At 54.2% G+C, this 15,598-nt stretch carries 16 protein-coding genes and 2 tRNA genes; 4 read left to right on the forward strand and 14 right to left on the reverse strand.

The window, feature by feature from the left end:
• Positions 1-14: 14 nt before the first annotated feature.
• The 9 genes from nusA to rlmE form a co-directional block, all read right to left on the reverse strand.
• Positions 15-1,523 carry a transcription termination factor NusA gene (nusA, locus tag AAZT04_RS23605; protein WP_004952855.1) on the reverse strand — a complete coding sequence of 503 codons (1,509 nt, stop codon included), beginning with the start codon at positions 1,521-1,523 and terminating at the stop codon, positions 15-17.
• Positions 1,524-1,544: 21 nt separating this feature from the next.
• Positions 1,545-1,997 carry a ribosome maturation factor RimP gene (gene rimP, locus AAZT04_RS23610; RefSeq protein WP_071827073.1) on the reverse strand — a complete coding sequence of 151 codons (453 nt, stop codon included), beginning with the start codon at positions 1,995-1,997 and terminating at the stop codon, positions 1,545-1,547.
• Between the two features lie 217 nt (positions 1,998-2,214).
• A tRNA-Met gene (locus tag AAZT04_RS23615) sits at positions 2,215-2,291 on the reverse strand.
• Between the two features lie 60 nt (positions 2,292-2,351).
• Positions 2,352-2,438 (reverse strand) — tRNA-Leu (locus tag AAZT04_RS23620).
• Positions 2,439-2,515: 77 nt separating this feature from the next.
• On the reverse strand, positions 2,516-2,851 hold the full coding sequence (gene secG, locus AAZT04_RS23625; protein ID WP_020824951.1) for a preprotein translocase subunit SecG: 336 nt from the start codon (positions 2,849-2,851) through the stop codon (positions 2,516-2,518).
• A gap of 252 nt (positions 2,852-3,103) precedes the next feature.
• The gene (gene glmM, locus AAZT04_RS23630) at positions 3,104-4,441 is read right to left on the reverse strand and encodes a phosphoglucosamine mutase (RefSeq protein ID WP_048762815.1); all 1,338 of its coding nucleotides are present in this window, start codon (positions 4,439-4,441) and stop codon (positions 3,104-3,106) included.
• A gap of 7 nt (positions 4,442-4,448) precedes the next feature.
• Positions 4,449-5,282, reverse strand: coding sequence for a dihydropteroate synthase (folP, locus tag AAZT04_RS23635; RefSeq protein WP_149573648.1), 834 nt, complete (start codon positions 5,280-5,282; stop codon positions 4,449-4,451).
• Between the two features lie 92 nt (positions 5,283-5,374).
• Entirely contained in the window at positions 5,375-7,306 is a 1,932-nt protein-coding gene (ftsH, locus tag AAZT04_RS23640; RefSeq protein ID WP_041414147.1) for an ATP-dependent zinc metalloprotease FtsH, read from the reverse strand.
• A 56-nt stretch (positions 7,307-7,362) separates the two neighbouring features.
• Positions 7,363-7,992, reverse strand: coding sequence for a 23S rRNA (uridine(2552)-2'-O)-methyltransferase RlmE (gene rlmE, locus AAZT04_RS23645; RefSeq protein WP_012004940.1), 630 nt, complete (start codon positions 7,990-7,992; stop codon positions 7,363-7,365).
• Between the two features lie 144 nt (positions 7,993-8,136).
• Here rlmE and yhbY point away from each other — a divergent pair, with 144 nt between their 5' ends.
• Positions 8,137-8,430 (forward strand): ribosome assembly RNA-binding protein YhbY, encoded by a 294-nt coding sequence (gene yhbY / locus AAZT04_RS23650; RefSeq protein ID WP_004933536.1) that lies wholly within the window; start codon positions 8,137-8,139, stop codon positions 8,428-8,430.
• 114 nt (positions 8,431-8,544) lie between these two features.
• Here yhbY and greA read toward each other — a convergent pair whose 3' ends face one another.
• A complete protein-coding gene (gene greA / locus AAZT04_RS23655; RefSeq protein WP_020824947.1) occupies positions 8,545-9,021 on the reverse strand; it encodes a transcription elongation factor GreA in 477 nt (158 codons plus the stop codon).
• 256 nt (positions 9,022-9,277) lie between these two features.
• Between greA and dacB the strand changes: the two genes are divergently transcribed.
• The 3 genes from dacB to pmrB are packed head-to-tail and all read left to right on the forward strand — an operon-like array spanning position 9,278 to position 12,443.
• Positions 9,278-10,711, forward strand: a complete 1,434-nt coding sequence (gene dacB, locus AAZT04_RS23660; RefSeq protein WP_434682009.1) for a serine-type D-Ala-D-Ala carboxypeptidase — start codon at positions 9,278-9,280, stop codon at positions 10,709-10,711.
• An 8-nt stretch (positions 10,712-10,719) separates the two neighbouring features.
• The gene (gene pmrA / locus AAZT04_RS23665) at positions 10,720-11,382 is read left to right on the forward strand and encodes a two-component system response regulator PmrA (protein WP_020824945.1); all 663 of its coding nucleotides are present in this window, start codon (positions 10,720-10,722) and stop codon (positions 11,380-11,382) included.
• The gene (gene pmrB / locus AAZT04_RS23670) at positions 11,379-12,443 is read left to right on the forward strand and encodes a two-component system sensor histidine kinase PmrB (protein ID WP_434682012.1); all 1,065 of its coding nucleotides are present in this window, start codon (positions 11,379-11,381) and stop codon (positions 12,441-12,443) included. Before pmrA ends, pmrB begins: the two co-directional genes overlap by 4 nt.
• 51 nt (positions 12,444-12,494) lie before the next feature.
• Here pmrB and cgtA read toward each other — a convergent pair whose 3' ends face one another.
• The 4 genes from cgtA to rplU form a co-directional block, all read right to left on the reverse strand.
• The gene (gene cgtA, locus AAZT04_RS23675) at positions 12,495-13,667 is read right to left on the reverse strand and encodes an Obg family GTPase CgtA (RefSeq protein ID WP_434682014.1); all 1,173 of its coding nucleotides are present in this window, start codon (positions 13,665-13,667) and stop codon (positions 12,495-12,497) included.
• Between the two features lie 16 nt (positions 13,668-13,683).
• Positions 13,684-14,655: a DMT family transporter gene (locus AAZT04_RS23680; RefSeq protein ID WP_041415179.1), complete on the reverse strand. Its 972-nt coding sequence runs from the start codon at positions 14,653-14,655 to the stop codon at positions 13,684-13,686.
• A gap of 106 nt (positions 14,656-14,761) precedes the next feature.
• Positions 14,762-15,019, reverse strand: a complete 258-nt coding sequence (gene rpmA / locus AAZT04_RS23685; RefSeq protein ID WP_004933559.1) for a 50S ribosomal protein L27 — start codon at positions 15,017-15,019, stop codon at positions 14,762-14,764.
• A 17-nt stretch (positions 15,020-15,036) separates the two neighbouring features.
• Positions 15,037-15,348 (reverse strand): 50S ribosomal protein L21, encoded by a 312-nt coding sequence (gene rplU, locus AAZT04_RS23690; RefSeq protein WP_004933561.1) that lies wholly within the window; start codon positions 15,346-15,348, stop codon positions 15,037-15,039.
• Positions 15,349-15,598 lie beyond the last annotated feature (250 nt).

Genomic DNA, 15,598 nt, shown 5'->3' on the forward strand with positions numbered 1-15,598 from the left:
CCTGCTACAGTTTATTACGCGTTGTCGCCAAACCAACAGATATTACGTGCGGCCATAATCAGCTCGCCGGCTTGCTCATCGCTAAGCCCTTCAATATCAGCCAGATCGTCAACACCCTGCTCGGCAAGATCTTCCAGCGTACAAACCCCACGCGCGGCCAGTTTAAAGGCCATGCTGCGCTCAAGACCCGGAAGGTTGAGCAAATCGTCAGCAGGTTTTTGGTCGCCCAGGCTTTCTTCTTGGGCCAGGGCCAGCGTGGTCAATGCAGCTTTGGCGCGATCGCGCAACGCTTCAACCATATCTTCATCCAGACCGTCGATTTCCAGCAGCTCTTTGATTGGCACGTAAGCCAATTCTTCCAGCGTAGAGAAGCCTTCTTCGACCAGTACGGTGGCGAAATCTTCGTCGATATCAAGATACTTGGTGAAGGTATCAATGGCGGCATGAGCTTCGGCCTGGTGCTTGGCCTGCAGATCGTCCGCCGTCATCACGTTCAGTTCCCAACGGTCGTCGTCACGGTGTTGTTTTAACAGCTGGGATGCCAAACGCACGTTTTGGCCATTACGGCCGATCGCCTGTGCCAGATTGCTGGCTTCAACGGCGATATCCATAGTGCAATTATCTTCATCAACCACGATCGAGGCAACGTCTGCCGGCGCCATGGCGTTGATGACGAACTGCGCAGGGTTATCATCCCACAGGATGATGTCGATACGTTCACCGCCGAGCTCGCTCGAAACGGCCTGAACGCGCGCACCGCGCATACCTACGCAAGCGCCGACCGGGTCGATGCGTTTGTCGTTGGTTTTCACTGCAATTTTCGCACGGGAGCCTGGATCGCGGGCTGCCGCTTTAATTTCAATCACTTCTTCGCCGATTTCCGGTACTTCGATGCGGAACAGTTCTTTCAGCATCTCGGCGCTGGAGCGGCTGACGAACAGCTGGGCACCACGGGCTTCGGGACGAACGGCGTACAGGATGCCGCGGATGCGGTCGCCTGGACGGAAGTTTTCGCGCGGCAGCATGTCTTCACGGCCAATTACCGCTTCGGCGTTGCTGCCCAGATCCAGCGCGATGCTGTCACGGTTAACTTTCTTCACCACGCCGGTGACGATTTCACCTTCGTGCTGACGGAAAGCATCAACGACCATAGCGCGCTCGGCTTCACGTACTTTCTGTACGATAACCTGTTTCGCGGTTTGAGTGGTGATACGGTCGAAGGTAACAGATTCAATCTGATCTTCGATGTAACCGCCCAGCTCGATGCCTGGCTCTTCATACTGCGCAGCTTCCAGCGTGATTTCACGCGTTGGCTGAGTCACTTCATCTACGGCGACCCAACGGCGGAAGGTATCGAAATCGCCAGTTTTGCGGTCAATGCTGACGCGAACTTCGATTTCCTGCTCGTATTTTTTCTTGGTGGCGGTGGCTAATGCGGTTTCCAGCGCTTCGAAAATCTTCTCACGCGGAAGGGATTTTTCATTGGAAACAGCTTCAACAACAGCCAGAATCTCTTTATTCATCCTAGTTGCCTCATCCAAACTTTAAAAGTGGGGTACCAGGTTCGCTTTCTGGATATTGCTCAGCGCGAACACTTCATCTTTCCCTTCCACAGTAACCGTGATCATCTCGCCATCGACAGACTTGATAATGCCCTGCCATTTGCGACGGTTCTGTACGGCCATGCGCAGGACCAAGCTGACTTCATCACCGAGGAAACGAGTATAGTGTTCGGCGGTGAACATCGGGCGATCAAGGCCAGGAGAGGAGACTTCCAAGTTGTAAGCGACTGTGATTGGCTCTTCGACGTCCAATACAGCGCTGACCTGGTGGCTGACATCAGCGCAATCGTCAACATTGATGCCGTTTTCACTGTCAATATAGATACGGAGCGTCGATTGGCGCGCACGAATAAATTCGATGCCTACAAGTTCAAAGCCCAACGCTTCTACCGGTGCCGAAAGCATCTCTGTTAATTTTTGCTCTAATGTGGACAAGCCCACCCCCAAGACATAAAAAAAGGGCCTAATAGCCCAGTGATTCTGTTGCCAAATAACAAAAAACCCCGAAAATTCGGGGCTTTATGCAACTGGACCCTGTTTGCCGCTAAGCGGCTTCGGTGCAACTTTCTAACAAGTGTCATTTTCAAATGTTGATCGAGAAAAGCGGAATTCAATCGAAAAGTGTATTTGAAAATAAACACTTAAAGGAAAGTGGTTGCGGGGGCCGGATTTGAACCGACGACCTTCGGGTTATGAGCCCGACGAGCTACCAGGCTGCTCCACCCCGCGTCCGAAAACGTGGCAAATATTACGCCGATAATCGCAAAATTGCAAGTTATCTCTGGGATTTGGTACCGAGGATGGGACTCGAACCCACAAGCCCGTTAGGGCACTACCACCTCAAGGTAGCGTGTCTACCAATTCCACCACCTCGGTACTGATTCTTACTGCTAACGGCCGTTATTTTAATGAGGTAATAACAACCGTTTTCAAACTCTGTTACTGCGTGCTGCTTACTGCGGGATATCGCTGCTCGGCTTGGTTGGTGCTGCCGGCGCGGTAGTCTGCTCAGATTTCACTGGCTGACCCAGGTTTTCCCACTCGCTGCCTTTCTTGCTCTGGTTGGTGCTCAGGTTGCCCAGGATCAGACTGATGACGAAGAACAGCGTCGCCAGCACAGCCGTCATGCGGGTCATGAAGTTACCGGAACCGCTCGAACCGAACAATGTGCCAGAAGCACCTGCTCCGAATGAGGCTCCCATATCAGCGCCTTTACCTTGCTGCAGCATAATCAGAGCAACCAGCCCGATTGAGATCAGCAGGAAAATTACCAGAAGAGCTTCGTACATAGTTGTACCCGTATCCTTGCGGCTTCACCGCGTGCCAAATGCTTCACACCCCAAAGGCTTCTAATTCTATTAAGAAGTCGCAGGCGTTATATCAAACTGCCCACTGAAGCGGGTGTGAATACTAACCAAAGGCGCCAAACCACGCAAGGGCAATTTGCAGCCACCGGCGCGTTTGCGGAAAAAAACGCCAATAAAATTCGCAGGCTGTGATTTCCGAGGGCAGCGGTTGCCCCCGGACCGATCAAAAAAGCGTTAGCCCGCAGATTTCACCGCGTCGGCAATGCGATGTGCCAATGCCGTCACTTGCTGCTCATCCTCGCCTTCCACCATCACACGGATCAGCGGCTCGGTACCGGATTTACGTAGCAGCACGCGGCCGCGGCCGGCCAGTTCAGCCTCGACCTGCTCGGTGATTTTACGCACCTCTTCCGACTCCAGCGGGTTGTGCTCGCCGACAAAACGCACGTTGACCAGGATCTGCGGCAGTAATTTCATGCCGCTGCACAGGTCGTGCAGGCTCATGTTGTTGCGGACCATCGCCGTCAGTACCTGCAGACCGGCAACGATGCCGTCACCGGTGGTAGTTTTATCCAGCAGGATTACATGGCCGGAGTTCTCCGCACCAATGCGCCATCCCAGTTCCTGCAGCTTCTCCAGTACATAGCGATCGCCGACTTTGGCGCGGGCGAAGGGAATGCCCAGTTGCTTAAGTGCCAGTTCGAGCCCCATGTTGCTCATCAGCGTGCCTACCGCACCACCGCGCAATTGGCCCTGACGCAATCCTTCACGGGCAATGATGTAAAGGATCTGGTCGCCGTCGACCTTGTGGCCAAGGTGATCAACCATCATCACCCTGTCACCGTCACCGTCAAATGCCAGACCGACGTGCGCTTTCTCCTGCAGCACGCGCTCTTGCAGTTGGCGAACGTCTGTTGCACCGCATTTTTCATTGATGTTCATGCCATCCGGTTCAACGCCGATGGCAATCACCGTGGCACCCAGTTCACGCAGCACGCTCGGCGCAATGTGATAGGTCGCGCCGTTGGCGCAGTCCACCACAATTTTCAGGCCTTTCAGGCTCAGTTCGCTCGGGAAGGTGCCTTTACAGAATTCGATGTAACGGCCGGCAGCATCAATGATCCGGCTCGCTTTACCCAGTTCGGAAGATTCTACGCAGGTCAGCGGTTTTTCCATTTCAGCTTCAATGGCTTCTTCCACATGATCCGGCAGCTTCGCGCCATCAATGGAGAAGAATTTAATGCCGTTGTCGTAAAACGGGTTATGAGAAGCGGAGATCACAATACCGGCTTCCGCACGGAAGGTACGCGTCAGATAGGCTACCGCCGGCGTCGGCATAGGCCCCGTGAAGGAAGCAGACAGCCCCGCCGCGGCAAGACCGGCTTCCAATGCAGACTCAAGCATGTAACCTGAGATACGGGTATCTTTGCCGATAATAATTTTACGAGAACCGTGGCGTGCCAGCACCTTGCCCGCCGCCCAACCCAGCTTCAGAACGAAATCTGGGGTAATAGGGCTATCACCGACCTTGCCACGAATGCCGTCGGTACCAAAATATTTGCGCTCGCTCATGTCTCTATCATCCCTTAGCTGAAATGGTTGCCTCGACGACACGCATCGCCTCGACGGTTTCTTTAACGTCATGCACTCTGACAATCTGCGCTCCCTGCATGGCGGCGATAACCGCGCAGGCTACGCTGCCGATAACCCGCTGATCAGGGGGGACATTCAGCAGTTGCCCAATCATCGACTTACGCGACATTCCCACCAAAAGCGGCAGGCCGAAGTGATGAAACTCAGACAATCTGGCCAGAAGCTGATAATTGTGCGCTAAATTCTTACCGAAACCGAACCCGGGGTCGAGCAGCAATTTCTGATTTGTAATACCGGCGACATTACAGCGTTCGATATGATGCTGAAAAAAGGCGTTCACATCGCCAATAAGATCGTCGTAGTGCGGTGCCTGCTGCATGGTTCGTGGCTCACCCTGCATGTGCATCAGGCACACTGGCAACCCGCTTTCCGCCGCAGCGGCCAATGCGCCCGGCTCCTGCAATGAGCGAACGTCGTTGATCAGGTGCGCACCGGCCTGAGCCGACTCGCGGATCACCCCCGCTTTCGAAGTATCTACCGAGATAAAAACTTCAAAACGCCGGGCAATGGCTTCAACGACGGGGACTACGCGCGCGATCTCTTCGTCTTCGCTGACCTCAGCCGCTCCCGGTCTTGTCGACTCGCCGCCCACATCAATCATGGTCGCACCGGCCGAAATCAGCGCATGCGCGTGCAGCAAAGCCTGATTGAGCTGGTTGTGTTGGCCGCCGTCAGAAAAAGAATCCGGGGTCACGTTGAGGATCCCCATCACCCGCGGATGGGAAAGATCGAGAGTCATGTCTCGCACGGTTAACTGCATTGCTAATCCACCTTACTGTTGCCTGGTTCACTGCCCGCCGGGCAATAAAAAACCCCGGCATGCCGGGGTTCGATGTTATTACACAGCCAAAGTTACTTGTCTAGCTGTTCAGACATGGTATTGCCTGGGTTTGGTGTGCGCGGTTCATCAACCGGCGTCGGGGCTTTTGGTGTGCCACCGTTGTCGGAATTGCTGCCCTTGCCCACATCGTCCCAACCCGCTGGCGGACGCACGTCTTTACGGTTCATCAGATCGTCAATCTGCGGCGCGTCGATGGTTTCGTACTTCATCAGGGCGTCCTTCATTGAATGCAGGATGTCCATGTTTTCCATCAACAGCGAACGCGCTCGCACATAGTTACGTTCAATCAGGGATTTAACTTCCTGGTCGATAATGCGCGCGGTTTCGTCCGACATGTGCTTCGCCTTGGCCACTGAACGGCCCAGGAACACTTCGCCCTCTTCTTCCGCATACAGCAATGGCCCCAGCTTCTCGGAGAAGCCCCATTGGGTCACCATATTGCGGGCAATCGAGGTCGCCACTTTAATGTCGTTCGAGGCACCGGTAGAGACTTTTTCCGGTCCGTAAATGATCTCTTCAGCCAGACGACCGCCGTACAGAGTAGAGATTTGGCTTTCCAGCTTCTGACGGCTGGCGCTGATCGCATCCCCTTCCGGCAGGAAGAAGGTCACACCCAACGCACGGCCACGAGGAATAATCGTGACTTTATGCACCGGATCGTGCTCAGGAACCAGGCGACCAATAATGGCGTGGCCAGCTTCGTGATACGCGGTCGACTCTTTCTGCGCTTCAGTCATCACCATGGAGCGACGTTCTGCACCCATCATGATCTTGTCTTTGGCTTTTTCGAACTCCACCATCGACACAACACGTTTGTTTCCACGTGCGGCAAACAGCGCAGCTTCGTTGACCAGGTTGGCCAGGTCAGCACCTGAGAAGCCCGGCGTACCACGAGCCAGTACAGAAGCATCAACATCGGGTGCCAGTGGCACGCGGCGTGAATGCACTTTCAGGATCTGCTCACGGCCACGCACGTCCGGCAAGCCCACCACAACCTGGCGGTCGAAACGGCCTGGACGCAGCAACGCCGGGTCAAGCACGTCTGGACGGTTGGTCGCAGCGATAACGATGATACCTTCGTTGCCTTCAAAGCCGTCCATCTCAACCAGCATCTGGTTCAGCGTCTGCTCACGTTCGTCATGACCGCCGCCCAGGCCGGCACCACGCTGGCGACCGACGGCATCGATTTCATCGATAAAGATGATGCACGGTGCCGCTTTCTTCGCCTGCTCGAACATGTCACGCACACGGGAAGCACCGACACCCACAAACATTTCCACGAAGTCAGAACCGGAAATGGTGAAGAACGGCACTTTCGCCTCACCGGCGATCGCTTTCGCCAGCAGGGTTTTACCTGTCCCCGGCGGGCCAACCATCAGCACGCCTTTCGGGATCTTGCCGCCCAGCTTCTGGAAACGGCTCGGCTCGCGCAGGTATTCCACCAGTTCGCTTACTTCGTCTTTCGCTTCGTCACAGCCGGCAACGTCAGCAAAAGTGGTTTTGATCTGGTCTTCCGTCAGCATGCGGGCCTTGCTCTTGCCGAAGGACATCGCGCCCTTGCCACCGCCGCCCTGCATTTGACGCATGAAGAAGATCCAGACCCCGATCAGCAACAGCATCGGGAACCATGAAATAAAGATAGAAGCCAGCAAACTCGGCTCTTCAGGCGGTTCACCAACCACTTTCACATTCTTGGTCAACAACGTATCCAGCAACTTAGGATCGTTGACAGGGATGTAGGTCGTGTATTTGTTACTGTCTTTCTTGGTAACGTTAATTTCACGTCCATTGATTCGCGCTTCGCGAACCTGATCTTGGGTCAGTTCGGACATGAAGGTAGAGTAATCCACCCTACGGCCATTCGACTCGCTGGGCCCAAAGCTCTGGAATACAGACATCAACACTACCGCGATGACTAACCAGAGAATTAGGTTTTTCGCCATGTCACTCAAGGGATTAACCTCATATTACAACTGTGTTAACAAACAGCGTTAGGGTACTACAGCTTGCGCCCTGTCGCTACAATGTACACTTCGCGCGAACGTGCGCGGGAAGCGTCTGGCTTACGAATCTTAACCTTCGTAAACAGGGAGCGAATTTCCCGTAGGTACTCGTCAAAGCCATCTCCCTGGAACACCTTCACCAGGAAACTTCCGCCTGGTGCGAGGACATCACGACACATTCCCAGTGCTAATTCCACCAGATACATCGATCTTGGAATATCGACGGCCGGAGTGCCACTCATATTCGGGGCCATGTCAGACATGACCACCTGAACCTTACTTTCACCTACACGTTCCAACAGAGCCTTGAGCACCAGTTCATCACGAAAATCGCCCTGAAGGAAATCGACGCCAACGATAGGATCCATTGGCAAAATATCACAGGCGATGATGCGGCCGGAACCGCCAATCTGGGTCACGACATACTGCGACCAACCGCCCGGCGCCGCACCTAAATCTACTACGGTCATACCAGGTTTAAACAGTTTGTCACTCTGCTGTATTTCATCAAGTTTAAACCAGGCGCGCGAACGTAGCCCTTTTTTCTGCGCCTGTTGCACATATTTATCGCTAAAGTGTTCTTGTAACCAGCGACTGGAGCTAGCAGAACGCTTTTTATTAGCCATCTCGTTTTCCAACTATCATAAAAAGAGTCTTAATGTCAGGTTCGCAGCTCATGTAGACTCACACCGATGAAGACCGATTTGGTGATATACATGAGATGGCGGTAGAATGTACCGTTTTCAATCCCAACTTAAGCAAAAAAGACAATGAATCTGAATAATAAACAAAAACAGCACCTGAAAGGCCTGGCGCATCCGTTAAAACCGGTTGTCATGCTGGGTAATAACGGTCTCACCGAAGGGGTGCTGGCTGAAATTGAACAGGCTCTGGAGCATCATGAGCTGATCAAGGTAAAAATCGCTGCTGAAGATCGCGAAACCAAAACCCTGATCGCCGACGCTATCGTGCGTGAAACGGGTGCCTGCAATGTGCAAGTCATCGGTAGTACGCTTATTCTTTACCGCCCGTCTAAAGAGCGCAAGATCAGTCTACCGCGTTAATAAGCATTGGGTTAACGAAAAGGTGCCATGCACCTGATTCAGATAAAAGGCCGCACGCGGCCTTTTTCCTTTCTTTACAAAACCCTGGCGATTTTCTGCACGATTGGAAGGTGATCAGAGATATTCAACCTTCAAGATCTCATAATCGACATCGCCACCCGGGGTTTTTATCACAACCACATCATCTTGTTCTTTGCCGATCAGGCCACGTGCCATAGGCGAATTGACAGAAATCAGATTTTTCTTGAAATCAGCTTCGTCGTCGCCAACGATACGGTAGGTCACTTCTTCTTCGCTATCCAGGTTCAGCACCGATACGGTGGCGCCAAAAATCACGCGGCCATTGTTTGGCATCTTGGTGATATCGATCACCTGCGCGTTCGACAGCTTGGCTTCAATTTCCTGGATACGTCCTTCACAGAATCCCTGCTGCTCACGCGCCGCATGGTACTCTGCGTTTTCTTTCAAATCGCCGTGTTCACGGGCGTCAGCGATGTCCGCAATGATTTTCGGACGGCGCACGCCTTTCAAATATTCGAGTTCTTCGCGCAGTTTTTCAGCGCCAAACAAGGTCATCGGAATCTGTTTCATAGTATAAATACCTCTAAATCTTTCCTGTTCAAATAGCCGTCATCCTGACGTGTTCGTATGAAAAAACGGTGGGTACGTGCCCCCCGCCTCCAGGCGATAAACAAAAGAAGCCTGACTCGGAACCCTTGCCCAAGTCAGGATCGATTTTGCATTTTGATACGCATTTTAGCCTAGAGTTCCTTGAGGGTCATCGTTTACTTTTTCCCTGAATGCACCGTAGTATGACGGCACGTTATCCAGCTGTTATCCCGAGATTATGCGTTTTTCACGAATTGTCAGTGCATTGGCTTGCGCATTTGTTCTGAATGCGAATGCGGCCCCGGTTGAAGATTACACACAATATTTGCCTGATGGGGCCAACCTTGCCCTGGTAGTTCAGAAGATCGGCGCTAGCGCTCCGACCATCGATTATCACTCTCAGCAAATGGCGTTGCCGGCCAGTACCCAAAAAGTACTGACCGCTTTAGCTGCCTTGTTGCAGCTCGGCCCAGACTATCGCTTCACCACCACGCTGGAGAGCCAGGCCGATATCAGCGACGGCGTGCTGCGCGGCAACCTGATTGCCCGCTTTGGCGGCGATCCGACCTTTAAGCGCCAGAGCCTGCGCAACATGGTGGCGATCCTGAAAAAACAGGGCGTGCGCCAGATTACCGGCGATGTGCTGGTCGATACCTCGGTATTCGCCAGCCATGACAAAGCCCCCGGCTGGCCGTGGAACGACCTGACGCAGTGTTTCAGCGCACCGCCGGCGGCGGCGATAGTCGACCGCAACTGTTTCTCGGTGTCGCTGTACAGCGCCCCCAATCCGGGCGATATGGCCTTTATTCGCGTGGCCTCCTATTATCCGGTCAATATGTTTAGCCAGGTTCGCACGTTGGCGAAAGGGTCTGCGGATGCCCAATACTGCGAGCTGGATGTGGTGCCGGGCGAATTGAACCGCTTTACCCTGACCGGTTGCCTGACCCAACGCAGCGATCCCCTGCCGCTGGCCTTCGCCATTCAGGATGGTGCCAGCTACGCCGGGGCGATCCTGAAAGATGAGCTGACCCAGGCCGGTATCCAGATCGACGGACACCTGAAGCGCCAGACACAGCCGGGCCTGAAAGGCACGGTGATCGCCCAGACTCAATCAGCACCGTTGCACGAATTGCTGAAGATTATGCTGAAGAAATCGGACAACATGATTGCCGATACCGTCTTCCGGACCATCGGTCATGAACGTTTTGGCGTTCCAGGTACCTGGCGTGCCGGCGCTGACGCCGTGCGTCAGGTGCTGCGTCAGAAGGCCGGCGTGGATTTGGGCAACAGCATCGTGGTAGACGGCTCAGGCCTTTCACGCCATAACCTGCTGGCTCCGGCGACCATGATGCAGGCGCTGCAATACATTGCGCAGCATGACAGCGAGCTGAACTTTATTTCGATGCTGCCGCTGTCCGGTTACGACGGAACGCTGCGCTACCGTGGCGGGCTGCACGAAGCCGGTGTCGACGGTAAAGTTTCCGCCAAAACCGGTGCGCTGCAGGGCGTATATAACCTGGCCGGATTTATTACAACCGCCAGCGGCCAACGCTTTGCCTTCGTACAGTATCTGTCAGGCTATGCCGTACCGCCGGAAGATCAAAAGCAGCGTCGAGCACCACTGGTGCGTTTCGAAAGCCGCCTGTATCGGGATATTTATCAGAATAACTGAGGGTTATGATGAAACTGCTGATTGTGGAAGACGATGAGCTGCTGCAACAAGGGTTGGCACTGGCATTAGCCGGGGAAGGCTATGCCTGTGACTGCGCCGCCACGGCAGCGGAGGCCAATGCTCTGCTCATCACCAGCCAATACAGCATGATTATCCTCGATCTGGGCTTGCCCGACATGGATGGCGCCAGCCTGCTGCGGCAGTGGCGCCGCCAGCAAGTCGACCTGCCGGTGCTGATTTTGACCGCCCGTGACGCACTGGAAGACCGGGTCGACGGGCTGGATGCCGGTGCTGACGATTACCTGGTCAAGCCCTTCGCGTTAGTTGAACTACAGGCGCGCGTGCGCGCCCTGATCCGCCGCTATCAGGGCCACAGCGACAATCTTATTCAGTTGGACGATCTCCAGCTCAATCTCTCCAGCCAGCAGGTTTATGTTCAGCAGCAGCCGGTGGAGGTGACGCCGAAAGAATTCGCCATCCTCTCCCGCCTGATGATGCGCGCCGGTCAAACGGTTAATCGCGAGCTGTTGCAGCAGGATCTTTATACCTGGCAGGATGATTTAGGCTCCAATACGCTGGAAGTGCATATCCATAACCTGCGTCGTAAATTGGGCAAGGACCGCATCCGTACCGTTCGTGGCATTGGCTATCGTCTGGAATCCTCATCATGATCAGCATGCGCCGTCGTCTGTTGTTGATGCTGGCGCTGATCCTGTTGGTCACCCAGTTAATCAGCGCCTTTTGGCTCTGGCATGAAAGCCAGGAGCAAATCAGTTTCCTGGTGGATGAAACCCTGTCGGCCAAGGTGCGTACCGAGCGTGTCGATACGGAAATCGCCGAGGCGATAGCCTCACTGCTCGCCCCTTCGCTGATCATGATGATCGTCACCCTGCTGGCCTCATTCTGGGCTATCAGCTGGATTATTCGCCCGCTCAATCAGCTGCAGCAACGGTTGGAGAAGCGTTCCGCCGATAACCTGACGCCCCTGCCGCTCAGCGGAGACAGCCTCGAAATTATGGCGGTCACCACTACACTCAACCAACTGTTCTCACGGTTGGATAACACCATCCAGCAGGAACGGCTGTTCACCGCAGATGCCGCACATGAGTTACGTACGCCACTGGCGGGGATACGACTGCACCTGGAGTTAATGGAAAAACAGGGGGTCCCGCAAAGTAAGCCGTTGATCACCCGCATCGACCAACTGATGCACACCGTCGAACAGCTGTTGATGCTCGCACGCGCCGGACAAGACTTTGCCAGCGGCCACTATCAGCGTTTCGATTGGGTGAGTGACGTGATCCTGCCGCTACAAGAGGAACTTGAGGAGTTGACCGGCCAGCGCAGACAAAAACTGCAATGGCAGCTCCCGACGGCGGCCCCGATGCATGGCGATCCGGTCCTGCTTCGCCTGCTGCTGCGTAATCTGGTAGAAAATGCCCACCGCTACAGCCCGGAAGGCAGCAGCATCCAGGTGCAGCTGACACAGCAGAAACCCGGCTATCAGTTGCAAGTGACGGATGAAGGCCCGGGAATCAAAGAACAAATGGAAGGTGAGCTCACTCAGGCATTCCGCCGTATGGATCAACGCTATGGCGGCAGCGGACTGGGACTGAACATCGTCACCCGCATAGTGCAACTGCACCAAGGCCGTCTGACTCTGGAAAATCGCCAGGATGCCCACGGGCTGAATGCACAATGCTGGTTACCTGAGAATGTCCTGAACAAATAATGCCGATAAAAAAAGGGCCCAGTTCTTAACTGAGCCCTTTTCTTTGCAAGATTATTTCTGGTAAATGATTTCGACGCCTTCGTCGTCATCTTCGTCCCAGTCATCATCCCAATCGTCTTCCGCTCCAGCTTCCACTTCAGCGATCTGTTCACGGTGGTAATCATCCCACATGAACTCGACTTTCTCCGGTGCGCTTTCTTCGATAGCCATGGCTTTCGGTTGGGTGTTGATGAACTTCATCACGTCCCAGCACAGCGCATTCACGCCTTCGCGATTCACCGCGGAGATCATGTAGTACTTGCCTTCCCAGCCCATGCCTTCTGCAATCGCCTTGGCGCGCTCGGCAGCTTCTTCCTCACCTATCAGGTCAACCTTGTTGAAAACAAGCCAGCGTGGCTTCTGCGCCAGATTTTCGCTGTATTGATTCAACTCGTTGATAATGACTTTGGCGTTTTCTACCGGATCGGATTCATCGATAGGTGCGATATCCACCAGGTGCAGCAGAACGCGGCAACGCTCCAGGTGCTTCAGGAAGCGAATACCCAGGCCGGCACCGTCGGAAGCCCCTTCGATCAAGCCAGGAATGTCGGCAATAACGAAGCTCTGTTCGTGATCCATACGTACCACGCCCAGGCTTGGGACCAGAGTGGTAAATGGATAGTCGGCCACTTTCGGCTTAGCGGCGGACACTGCACGAATGAAGGTGGATTTGCCGGCGTTTGGCAGGCCAAGCATGCCAACATCGGCCAGCAGCAACAGCTCCAGCAAGATGTCACGTGCTTCACCGGCGGTGCCCAGCGTTTTCTGGCGCGGCGCACGGTTAACTGATGATTTAAAACGGGTGTTGCCCAAACCGTGCCAACCGCCCTTCGCCACCATCAGACGTTGTTCATGGCGAGTCATGTCACCGAGGATCTCACCGGTGCCCTGATCCTGCACGCGGGTACCGACCGGTACCTTGATGGTGATATCTTTGCCACGCTTGCCGGTACAGTCACGGCTTTGGCCGTTCTGGCCACGTTCAGCACGGAAAGATTTCTCAAAGCGGTAGTCGATCAGCGTGTTGAGGTTTTCGTCCGCCAACAGATAGACGTCGCCGCCATCGCCGCCGTCACCGCCATCAGGGCCGCCGTTCGGGATATACTTTTCGCGGCGGAAGCTGACGCAACCATTACCACCGTCACCTGCAACGACCAAAATCGCTGCTTCATCTACAAACTTCATTTACCGTCTCCGTAAATCATTCACCGGGCTGCTTCAAAGGAGCAACCAGGCGGGTTTCTGCCCGTCGCGGCCACCAACGGTGACCAATTGCGGAAAACATGGCGCCCGCTACCACGACGAAAGCGCCGACATAACCGACGACATTCAATGTCGGGGCGGCGAATACGTGTGGCCAGGCCAGCGCCAACAAATCTGAAAACAGCAGGGTAAACAGCGGGGTCAGCGTGATTAACGCACTCACCTGCGCCGCCTGCCAGCGCGCCATGGCTTCCGCCAGCGCACCATAGCCAATCAGCGTGTTGGCGCCACAGAACAGCAAACAGGCTAATTGCCAGCCGCTGAGCTGGAAAATCACCTCAGGCTTGGCCAGAGGGAATAGCGCGATCGCACATAAAGTGTACAACATTACCAAAATTTGCGGCGAGGCTAATCGACGTAGTAACACTTTCTGCGCCACGCCATAAGTCACCCAGACCATCGCCGCACACACGCCCAACAGCACCCCCAGGGTGTAATCCGTCAGGCGGGTGAAAATCTCAATCAGGCTGACATTGAAGAACAACAGCAGCCCGCAAATCAGCATCAGTGCGCCAATCACCTGGGTGATGCGCATCCGCTCTTTTAAAACCAGCACGCTGGCAAACATCATACCGACCGGCGACAGCTGGCCGATGACCTGCGATGCGGTCGGGCTAAGGTACTGCAACGAAGAGCTGAAGAAGATAAAATTCCCCAGCAGGCCCGCGGTGGCGATGGCCAAAATCAGCAGCCAGCGTGGTTGACGGAACATGGTCACCGGCGGCAATCTGCCGCGCACGGCCAAAATGATCCCCAGCCCCAGCGCCGCGATGGTAAATCGATACCAAACGACGGTAAACGGCTCCATCACTACCAGCACTTCTTTCATCGCAATCGGCAATGCACCCCAGCAAACTGCCGTAGTCACCGCCAGGAAAATGCCAATTCCGACCTGCTGTTTCGTTTCCATCTTACCTTTTGCCAGCGCTGACGGGCCGATGCACAAGCAGCCCATAAATGTAAAAAGCCCCGCAACGAGTTGCGGGGCTTACATCTATTTCGTAAGGCTCGAAAAATTATTCAGCTTCGATGCTGATGAATTTACGATTGCTCGGGCCTTTAACTTCGAATTTGACTTTACCGTCTTTCAAAGCAAACAGAGTGTGGTCTTTGCCGCAACCCACGTTGGTACCAGCGTGGAATTTAGTGCCGCGCTGACGAACGATGATGCTGCCTGCCAGTACTGCTTCGCCGCCAAAGCGTTTAACGCCCAGACGTTTAGCTTCTGAATCGCGACCGTTACGAGTCGAGCCGCCAGCCTTTTTGTGTGCCATTAATCTGCTCCCCTAACTTAAGCGCTGATGCCGGTGATTTTAACGTCAGTGAACCACTGACGGTGGCCCTGCTGCTTACGATGGTGCTTACGACGACGAAACTTAACAATCTTAATTTTCTCGCCACGACCGTGAGCAACGACTTCAGCTTTGATCTTACCGCCATCGACGAAAGGAACGCCGATTTTGATATCTTCGCCATTAGCAATCATCAGAATCTGGTCAAACTCAACAGCTTCACCAGTTGCGATGTCCAGCTTTTCCAAGCGAACGGTTTGACCTTCGCTTACTCGGTGTTGTTTACCACCACTTTGGAAAACCGCGTACATATAAAACTCCGCTTTCCGCGTGCCCAACTGTTCAGTACAGAGCGCGCTATAAATATTCACAATAGGGCGCGAATTCTACGCAATAATCCAGCATATGACAAGAGCAGAATAAGACCAGAAGTAGAAAAAAGAAGAAAAAAAGCACAGTTTCTTTCATGGCGTTTATCTGAGGCGTTTTTCAAGTACAATCAGTAGGACAGTTACCGCCATGTACCGATGTGAGCAGCGATCTCAACGCGGTGAAGAGAAA

It is taken from the genome of Serratia sp. Je.1.23.a, assembly GCF_051129805.1.
Taxonomy (GTDB): Bacteria; Pseudomonadota; Gammaproteobacteria; order Enterobacterales; family Enterobacteriaceae; genus Serratia; species Serratia liquefaciens.

What these genes read in the sequence shown, in the direction of transcription:
- nusA (WP_004952855.1), bottom strand. Translation starts at nt 1,523, where the DNA reads ATGAATAAAGAGATTCTGGCTGTTGTTGAAGCTGTTTCCAATGAAAAA.
- secG (WP_020824951.1), bottom strand. Translation starts at nt 2,851, where the DNA reads ATGTACGAAGCTCTTCTGGTAATTTTCCTGCTGATCTCAATCGGGCTG.
- glmM (WP_048762815.1), bottom strand. Translation starts at nt 4,441, where the DNA reads ATGAGCGAGCGCAAATATTTTGGTACCGACGGCATTCGTGGCAAGGTC.
- folP (WP_149573648.1), bottom strand. Translation starts at nt 5,282, where the DNA reads ATGCAGTTAACCGTGCGAGACATGACTCTCGATCTTTCCCATCCGCGG.
- ftsH (WP_041414147.1), bottom strand. Translation starts at nt 7,306, where the DNA reads ATGGCGAAAAACCTAATTCTCTGGTTAGTCATCGCGGTAGTGTTGATG.
- rlmE (WP_012004940.1), bottom strand. Translation starts at nt 7,992, where the DNA reads ATGGCTAATAAAAAGCGTTCTGCTAGCTCCAGTCGCTGGTTACAAGAA.
- yhbY (WP_004933536.1), top strand. Translation starts at nt 8,137, where the DNA reads ATGAATCTGAATAATAAACAAAAACAGCACCTGAAAGGCCTGGCGCAT.
- greA (WP_020824947.1), bottom strand. Translation starts at nt 9,021, where the DNA reads ATGAAACAGATTCCGATGACCTTGTTTGGCGCTGAAAAACTGCGCGAA.
- dacB (WP_434682009.1), top strand. Translation starts at nt 9,278, where the DNA reads ATGCGTTTTTCACGAATTGTCAGTGCATTGGCTTGCGCATTTGTTCTG.
- pmrA (WP_020824945.1), top strand. Translation starts at nt 10,720, where the DNA reads ATGAAACTGCTGATTGTGGAAGACGATGAGCTGCTGCAACAAGGGTTG.
- pmrB (WP_434682012.1), top strand. Translation starts at nt 11,379, where the DNA reads ATGATCAGCATGCGCCGTCGTCTGTTGTTGATGCTGGCGCTGATCCTG.
- cgtA (WP_434682014.1), bottom strand. Translation starts at nt 13,667, where the DNA reads ATGAAGTTTGTAGATGAAGCAGCGATTTTGGTCGTTGCAGGTGACGGT.
- AAZT04_RS23680 (WP_041415179.1), bottom strand. Translation starts at nt 14,655, where the DNA reads ATGGAAACGAAACAGCAGGTCGGAATTGGCATTTTCCTGGCGGTGACT.
- rpmA (WP_004933559.1), bottom strand. Translation starts at nt 15,019, where the DNA reads ATGGCACACAAAAAGGCTGGCGGCTCGACTCGTAACGGTCGCGATTCA.
- rplU (WP_004933561.1), bottom strand. Translation starts at nt 15,348, where the DNA reads ATGTACGCGGTTTTCCAAAGTGGTGGTAAACAACACCGAGTAAGCGAA.